The sequence below is a fragment of the Hamadaea sp. NPDC051192 genome, from assembly GCF_040682475.1.
Classification (GTDB): Bacteria; Actinomycetota; Actinomycetes; order Mycobacteriales; family Micromonosporaceae; genus Hamadaea; species Hamadaea flava.
In genome coordinates this window covers 20,363-28,231 of the sequence record NZ_JBFBAZ010000107.1, presented here as the reverse complement: position 1 = coordinate 28,231, position 7,869 = coordinate 20,363, and the positions used below count along the sequence as shown (strand labels likewise).

Below are 7,869 nucleotides of genomic sequence, written 5' to 3'. Positions count from 1 at the left end.
TCCGCTCGAGATCTAGACACCTCAGAACGTAGGAGCAGCAACGGCGTGCGCTGCGTTACGACACATCAGCTACCCACACATGTCGGTGGAGAGCCGAATCTTGGGCCAAGATTCGACCGGGAACCCTGATCCAGCCCCAAAGAAAGCCCCAAGGAAGGGGGCTCAGCACGGCCGTAGATTTCGCAGGTCAGCCGGAGCAGGTCGGCGAGCAGTTCCGGCGGATCGTCCTTCCACCAGGCGAGCAGGACCGGGATCGGCTGGGCGTCCCGGACCGCCCGGTACGCCACGCCCGGCCGCGGGTTCTGGTGGGCGGTCGCCTCCGAGGTCACCCCGACGGCCTGGCCTGCCGCGATCAAGGTCAGCCACTCGTCCACTCCGTGCGTGGGGCGTACGGAGGTCGGCGCGGTGCCGGGCGGCCAGAGGTCGAGGGTCGTGGTGCCCGTGCGGTCGTCGATCGCCACGGTGTAGCGGGCCAACTCGGCCAGGCGCAGGCTGCGCAGCCGGGCCAGGGCGTTGTCGGTCGCCACCGCCGCCACCCGGGATTCGACGCCGACCAGTGCCGTGGCGAATCGTGGATCGGTGAGCGGGCGGCGTACCACCGCGACGTCGGCCAGCCCCTCGCTCAACCCGGCGGTGACCGAGCCGGACTGCACGAAGACGAGCGGGGTCTGCGGATGCTCCGCCGCCCAGGTCTTCTGCAGTCGCCGGGTGTGTCTGCCGAGCGCCGCCCAGGCGTAACCCACGCGCAGTTCGGTCTGGGCCTGCTCGACGAGTCGCTGCAGGTGCCCGACCTCCTCCAGTACGCGTCGCGAGCCGGCGAGCACCTGAACGCCGACGCCGGTCAGCCCGACCTGCCGGGTCGTCCGCTGGACCAGCCGCGTACCGAGCGCGGCTTCCAGCGCGGCGATCGACCGGGACACCGCGGCCTGCGAAACACCCAGGTCGTGGGCGGCGTCGGTGAACGTCCCGGCGTCCGCCACGGCGACCAGGACCGCGAGATGCCGCAACTGCAGGTCGGCCCGCTCATTCATACGCTCATCGTATAAGTGGCGCGGTTGATGCATTTCTCGTATGGACGAGCCGCTCCCACACTGGGCGGCGTGAGTGCACGCAAGGTGATCGGCGGGCTCGCGACGATGGTCGCCAGCGCGGCCAGCAATCAGGTCGGCGCGGCCGTCGGAGCGCACGCCTTCAGCGCCATCGGCCCGGCGGGCGTCGTGGCGGTCCGCCAGTTCGTCGCGGTCGCGGTCCTCCTGCCGGCGGCCCGGCCGAATCTGCGCCGGTTCACCTGGTCCCAGTGGTGGCCGACGATCCTGCTCGGGCTGGTCTTCGCCACGATGAACCTCAGCCTCTACACCGCGATCAGCCGCGTCGGCCTCGGTCTGGCGGTCACGCTGGAGTTCCTCGGCCCGCTGGCCGTCGCGCTGGCCGGCTCGCGTACCCGGGTGGACCTGCTCTGCGCGGCGGGCGCCAGCCTCGGCGTCTACGTCCTCGTACTGCCCGACCCGTCCAGCGACTACCTCGGCATCGGGCTCGGTCTGCTCGCGGCCGCCTGCTGGGCGGCGTACATCCTGCTCAATCGCATGATCGGGCAACGCCTGCCCGGCCTCCAAGGCCCGGCGGCGGCCACGTCGGTGTCGGCCCTGCTCTATCTGCCCATCGCCGGGTTCCTGATCGCGCAGGGCCGGCTCACCGGAATCGCCATCTGGTACGCCGTCGGCGCGGGTGTGCTGAGTTCGGTCGTCCCGTACGCCGCGGACCTGATCGCGTTGCGGCGGGTGCCGACGAAGTTCTTCGGCATCCTGATGAGCATCCATCCGGTGCTGGCGGCACTGGCCGGGCTCGTCCTGCTGGACCAGTTCCTCGCTCCGCACGTGTGGCTCGGCATCGGCATCGTGGTCGGCGCGAACGCCCTCGCCGTCACCGTCGCCACCCGGACGACGACCCGGCTAGCGGCGGACGTTCCAGGCGAAGGACTCGGGGGAGCCGGTGAAGAGCGCGCGCGTGAGGGTGTCGAGGTACGCCTGAGCGGGCCGGTCGGCGCGGCGGGCGACGGCGACGCCGATGTGCCGGGCCGGGCGCGGGGCCTCCAGCGGCACGACGGCCAGCCCCGGCGGGAGCTGGTCGAGGGCCACCTGCGGGATCAGCGAGACCCCGACACCGGCCGCGACCAGCGAGGCGGCGAAGAAGTAGTCGGTGGCGCTGCACGAGACACGCAGCTCGAAGCCGGCGAGAGTGGCGTACCGCTGGAGGAGGTCGGCCGTCTTCAGACAGCCGAGCACCCAGCGTTCGGCGGCTAGGTCGGCCAGGTGCACGGCGGAGGCGTCGGCGTACTTGTGACCGGCGGGCAGCACGAGCCACAGCGGGTCCTCCGCGAGCGGCGTCCAGATCAGGCCGGAGCGCTCGCCCCGGCCGGGCGGCGGCCCGTCGAAGTGGTACGCCAGCGCGACGTCGGCGCGGCCGGATCGCACCAGCGGCAGGCTGTCCTCGGGTTCCCGTTCGAGGATGGTCAGCTCGACCTCGGGATGCGCGGCGCACACCTCGGTCAGCGCGGGGGGAAGCAACCGGCGGCCGCCGCTGGCGAAGGTCGCGACGGTGAAGCGCACCGAGCCGCTGGTGAGCCGGTCGATCCGGGCGCGGGCGTGATCCAGTTCGGCCGTGATGTTCTCGGCCGCCTCGACGAGCAGTCGGCCCGACGCCGTGAGCGTGACGCCGCGGGTGCTGCGCTGGACGACCGGCGTACCGAGGGTCCGCTCCAGCGCGGCGATCTGCTGCGACACCGCCGACGGGGTGCAGCGCAGCGCGGTCGCGGCGCGGTTGAAGCTGCCGTGCTGGGCGACTTCGTGCAGTACGCGCAGCCGGTGGACGTCGATCATCAGTTCTCCTTACGACCTGGTTAGCCGATCATCACTTCTGCTGGCGACTGTGGCAAGGCACTGTGAACGGCATGACGGACGTCTTGGTGATCGGCGGGAGCCGGTACTTCGGGAAACACGTGATCGAGCAGCTGCTGGCCGCGGGCGTACGCGTGACGGTGGTCAACCGCGGCTCAGCGGCCGCACCGGCGGGCACCACCCATCTGGTGGCCGACCGGGACGACGAGGCGGCCCTGCGGGCGGCGCTCGGGTCGCGATCGTTCGACGCCGTGCTGGACCAGGTCTGCTACACCCCGCGGCAGGCCGATATCGCCGCCCGGGTGTTCGACGGGCGTACCGGACGGTATGTGATGACCTCGACGATCGAGGTCTACGACCCGCTGTCCAGCGCCTGGCTGCTCCCCACGCCGCTCGGCGTGCCGGTAGCCGAGGAGACGATCGACCTCGCGACCTGGCCGGTCGACCTCGGCGAGCCCTGGTCCGACCCCGCGTTCCGCGATTCGGCGTACGGCGAGGGCAAGCGCCAGGCCGAGGCGGTGCTCGCCGGGGCGGCCTTCCCCGTGGCTTCTGTCCGTTGTGGACATGTAGTGGGCGGTGGGGCGGCCGACTTCACCGGCCGGCTGGCCTACTACGCCGATCGGCTGCGGCGCGACGAGCCCATCGAGGTCCCCACGACCGTGTACGCGTCGTCGTTCATCACGGATCGGCAGATCGCCGAGGTTCTGACCTGGGCCGTCGGCGCGGACTTCACCGGACCGGTCAACGCGGCGTCCGCGCAGTTCGACGTCTACGAGCTGTGCGCGGCCCTCGCTGGTGAAACCGCCCCGCGCTACACCTCCGGCACGTCCCCGTACGCCTTCGACCGCTGGTACGCCATGGACACCTCCCGGCTGGCGGCCCTCGGGATGAAGCTGCCGGACGCGGCGGCATGGCTCCCCGCGGTCGCAGCGGAAGCGATGGCCGCGTGATGCGTACGCGCCGGATCGGAGACGTCGAAATCAGCGCGGTCGGCCTGGGCGCGATGCCGCTGTCGATCGAGAACCGGCCGGACCGGGCTCGGGCGGTCGCGACGATCCACGCCGCCCTCGACGCGGGGATCACGCTGATCGACACCGCCGACTCCTACCACTGGTACGCCGACGAGGTGGGCCACAACGAGGAGTTGATCGCCGAGGCGCTCGCGTCCTATGGCGACACGAGTCATGTCCTGGTGGCGACCAAGGGCGGCCGTGGCCGGCCGGGCGACGGATCATGGACGGTCAACGGCGACCCGAAACACCTGCGGCGGGCTGCCGAAGCATCGCTGCGCCGGTTGGGCGGCGACGCGATCGGCCTCTATCAGTTGCACAAGCCCGACCCCCACATCCCGTACGCCGACTCGGTCGGCGCGCTGCGCGACCTGCTCGACACGGGGACCATCCGAGCGGCCGGACTGTCCAACGTCGACAACGCGCAGATCCTGGAAGCCCGGAAGATCCTCGGCGACGGGCTGGTGAGCGTGCAGAACGAATACTCACCCGCCGTACGCGAGTCCGCCGACCAACTCCGGCTGTGCCAGGCGCTCGGACTGGCCTTCCTTCCGTGGAGCCCGCTCGGCGGCGTCACCCGCAGCTCACTCGACGGACCCGCGACGCTGCTCTCGGCCTATCGCTTGTTCGGCGAGATCGCCGCGGCGCGTGACGTGACCCCGCAGCAGGTGTGCCTGGCCTGGCACCTGGCCCAGGCGCCGGTGGTGATCCCGATCCCCGGGGCCAGCCGCCCGGAGTCCGCGCGCGGCTCGGCGCTGGCCGCGGACCTGGACCTGACCCCGGCGGAGCTGGCCAGCCTCAGCTGAGCGCTCCCTGAGCGTGCCACGGTAGTGTTCTTCGCCATGCGCGACGGAACTACGACGCCGGTGTGGTTCGGTGTACTCGGTCCGCTGGAAGTGCGCGTGGGCGAGCACCAGCTCACGCTGCCGCGCGCGCAGACCCGGGCGCTGCTCGCTCTGCTCGTCCTCGAGGTCGGGCGCGACGTGCCGACCGCTCGGATGATCGAGGCGCTGTGGGCGGGAGCGGCTCCGGCGACCGCCACGACTCAGATCCACAATGGCATCTCTGTGGTACGCCGGACGCTCCGCGAGGCGGCCGGCCGGGATCTGATCCTGCGGCGGCCTGGCGGCTACCGGCTGGACGTCTCGGACGAGTGCTTCGACCTCGCCGTATTTCGCCAGCTGACCACTCAGGCTCGCCGGCAGGCGGGTGCGGAAGCCGCACGCACCTTGCGCGAGGCGTTGAGCCTGTGGCGCGGACGGCCGTTGACCGGGATCAACGGCGCGTTCGCCGACCTGGAGGCGGAGAGCCTCGATCACCTGCGCGTCGACACGTCGGAGGCGTTGTTCGACATCGACCTAGGCCTCGGCCGCCATCGCGAACTCCAGCCCGACATCGCAGCCCTGCTCGCGGAGCATCCGCTGCGGCAGAAGCTCGCCGGCCAGCTCATGCTCGCGCACTACCGTAGCGGCCGCCAGCCGGAGGCCCTGGCCGTCTACCGCGACCTGCGGCAACGACTCGCCGACGAACTCGGCACCGAGCCGGTCCCCGAGATCGAAGTGCTGCACCGGCAGATCCTGGGATCGGACGCCGGGGTCGCGGCGGCTCCGGCCGAGCCGCAGCGTCGGTACCTGCCTCGCGACCTGCCCGACTTCATCGGCCGCAGCGACGAGATGGCTGAGCTCGACCGAGTGATCGCCGCAGCGGCCGGCAGCGGAGCCGTGGTGATCAGCGCGGTCGCCGGAGTGGGCGGAGTCGGCAAGACGACGCTCGCCGTCCATTGGGCGCATCAGCACGCGAGGGACTACCCCGACGGCCAGCTCTACCTCAATCTGCACGGCTTCGGGCAGAGCCCGCCGGTCACCTCGATCGCCGCGTTGAGCGGGCTCCTCAAGGCACTCGGCGTGCCGCCGGACAAGATCCCGGTCGACGCGGACGAGGCCGCCGCGCTCTACCGCGCCACGACGGCTGACCTACGTCTGCTGGTGCTCCTGGACAACGCCCGCGTCGCCGACCAAGTACGCCTCCTGCTGCCGACCGGGCGTGGATCGCTGGCCGTCATCACGAGCCGCGACAGCCTCGCCGGGCTGGTGGTCACCGAGGGCGCCCGGCTGCTGGCGCTGTCGCCGCTGCCGGACGAGGACTCGGTCGCTCTGCTGGCTGCGATCCTCGGGCCGAACCGGGTCGCCGGGCAGGAGACCGCACTGGCCGACCTCGCTGCCCTGTGCGGTCACCTACCGCTGGCCATCCGCATCGCGGCGGCGAACCTGCTGGCGGATCCGACGCGATCCGTCGCCGACATGGTGGACGGCTTGCGCGGCGCCGACCGACTCCGCCGGCTCTCGGTGGAGGGCGACGGCGCCTGGGCGATGGAGGCGATCTTCGAGCAGTCCTACGCATTGCTTGACGAATCGGACCAGCGAGTGTTCCACCTCATCTCGCTGCATCCCGGTGCGACGGTCACCGCCGAGGCCGTCGCCGCGCTAATCGCGATCGACGTGCCCGAGGCAGCGGCCGCACTGGACCGCCTCGTCCAGGCGAGCCTCGTCGCCGAGGGCTCACCCGGGCGCTACCTGCTCCACGACCTGGTCAAGGCGTACGCGGTCGCCGTCGCCGAACGCGAGCGGACGCCCGCCGAACGCGCGGCGGCGTACCGGGCTCTCGCCGACTTCTACATCGGCGCGACCGCCTCGGCGGTGTCGCAGGTCACCCCATGGGGCAGCTACCTCACGCCGGCAGACCGCCCACATCCGGACGACCTCGACGTCGCCCGCGCGATGAGCTGGCTCCAGTCCGAACAGGACAATCTGGTAACGCTGTGCCGGCACGCCGCCGAGCACGGGCCGGCCGACATCGCCTGGCGCTTGGCCGACCTGCTGCGCGGTTACTTCCCGCATCGGCCCGACCACGCCGCCTCCCGGGCCGTGGGAGCGGCTGGGATGGCGGCCGCGCTCGCTGAAGGTGATGACGCCGCTCAGGCCTCGATGCATCTGGGTATCGGGAACGCGGCGCTGCTGCAAGGTCGCCCCGATGAGGCGGTCGCGCACCTGAAGGACGCTCAACGACTGGCGAGGGAGGCGAACTGGCGCGGCGGCGAACTCCGTGCCGCCGTGTCGCTCGCCACCAACTACGGGGACCATGGCGAGAAACAGACAGCCATCGAGCTTCTGGAGTCGGTCACCGACTCGGAGTCCGACCACTCGGCCCTCCTGGGCGTCGCGCTGGCCAACCTCGGCGGATATCGGCTGGCCGGCGGCGACCCGCGGCGAGCCGGCCAGGACCTCGAACGGGCAATGGAGCTCTTCGAGGCGACCGACAACGTCATGGCCGTCGCGTTCACTCACGCGAACCTCGGGCTGATCCAGCTCGACCTCGGCCGGTTGGACCAGGCGGAGGCATACTTCCTGCGGTCGGTCACGCTGCACGAGGAGTTGTCGAACGCGGCCGGTCCGATGTCGCCGTTGGCCGGGCTGGCCGAGACGCACCTGCGGGCCGGCAGGCTGACCGAGGCCACCCAGTACGCCCGGCGTACGGTCGCCCTGGCCCAGGCGAATCGGGACGAGCGCCATCGATCGGTTGCCCTGATCATTCTCGCGCACGTCGAACGATTGCAGAGCCGCCTTGCCGAGGCCCACACGCTGGCGCTGGAGGCGATCACGATCGCCCGGGAGATCTCGACTCCGTACATCGAGAGCGACGCGCTCGACGCACTCGCCCAGATCGAGCACAGCCAGAACCGGCGGGAGTCGGCGCGCGACCATGCTCAGCAGGCGCTGGCCGTCGCCGAGGCCGAGAACTCTCAGGCGCTCGTCGCGAAGGCGCTCACCACCCTGGCCGAGTTCGACGTCGCCGCCGGCCGGCATGCGTCGGCGCTGGAATACGCCCAACGCGCCTGGCAGATCTGCGACGACACCGGCATCGAGCAATGCCGGTCGCGGTTGACCGCGATCCTGCGGCGGTGACCA

5 protein-coding genes and 1 pseudogene are annotated in these 7,869 nt (G+C 71.4%); 4 read left to right on the top strand and 2 right to left on the bottom strand.

Features of this window, described 5'->3' with window-relative positions:
- Positions 1-65: 65 nt before the first annotated feature.
- Positions 66-1,031, bottom strand: coding sequence for a LysR family transcriptional regulator (locus AB0M47_RS31710; RefSeq protein WP_363420539.1), 966 nt, complete (start codon positions 1,029-1,031; stop codon positions 66-68).
- Between the two features lie 27 nt (positions 1,032-1,058).
- On the opposite strand from AB0M47_RS31710, the pseudogene AB0M47_RS31705 reads away from it, so the two are divergent.
- Positions 1,059-1,907: pseudogene (locus AB0M47_RS31705) on the top strand (EamA family transporter); the annotation flags it as partial.
- A gap of 42 nt (positions 1,908-1,949) precedes the next feature.
- On the opposite strand, the gene AB0M47_RS31700 reads toward AB0M47_RS31705, so the two are convergent.
- Positions 1,950-2,876: a LysR family transcriptional regulator gene (locus tag AB0M47_RS31700; RefSeq protein ID WP_363420537.1), complete on the bottom strand. Its 927-nt coding sequence runs from the start codon at positions 2,874-2,876 to the stop codon at positions 1,950-1,952.
- 71 nt (positions 2,877-2,947) lie between these two features.
- On the opposite strand from AB0M47_RS31700, the gene AB0M47_RS31695 reads away from it, so the two are divergent.
- The 3 genes from AB0M47_RS31695 to AB0M47_RS31685 are packed head-to-tail and all read left to right on the top strand — an operon-like array spanning position 2,948 to position 7,866.
- Positions 2,948-3,844 (top strand): NAD-dependent epimerase/dehydratase family protein, encoded by an 897-nt coding sequence (locus AB0M47_RS31695; RefSeq protein WP_363420535.1) that lies wholly within the window; start codon positions 2,948-2,950, stop codon positions 3,842-3,844.
- Entirely contained in the window at positions 3,844-4,710 is an 867-nt protein-coding gene (locus AB0M47_RS31690) for an aldo/keto reductase (RefSeq protein WP_363420544.1), read from the top strand. The genes AB0M47_RS31695 and AB0M47_RS31690 overlap by 1 nt, the downstream gene beginning before the upstream one ends.
- 36 nt (positions 4,711-4,746) lie before the next feature.
- Positions 4,747-7,866: a BTAD domain-containing putative transcriptional regulator gene (locus AB0M47_RS31685; protein WP_363420533.1), complete on the top strand. Its 3,120-nt coding sequence runs from the start codon at positions 4,747-4,749 to the stop codon at positions 7,864-7,866.
- The last annotated feature ends 3 nt before the right edge of the window (positions 7,867-7,869 follow it).

Excerpts from the sequence above, each read along its gene's own strand:
- AB0M47_RS31710 (WP_363420539.1), bottom strand. The coding sequence starts at position 1,031 with ATGAATGAGCGGGCCGACCTGCAGTTGCGGCATCTCGCGGTCCTGGTC.
- AB0M47_RS31700 (WP_363420537.1), bottom strand. The coding sequence starts at position 2,876 with ATGATCGACGTCCACCGGCTGCGCGTACTGCACGAAGTCGCCCAGCAC.
- AB0M47_RS31695 (WP_363420535.1), top strand. The coding sequence starts at position 2,948 with ATGACGGACGTCTTGGTGATCGGCGGGAGCCGGTACTTCGGGAAACAC.
- AB0M47_RS31690 (WP_363420544.1), top strand. The coding sequence starts at position 3,844 with ATGCGTACGCGCCGGATCGGAGACGTCGAAATCAGCGCGGTCGGCCTG.
- AB0M47_RS31685 (WP_363420533.1), top strand. The coding sequence starts at position 4,747 with ATGCGCGACGGAACTACGACGCCGGTGTGGTTCGGTGTACTCGGTCCG.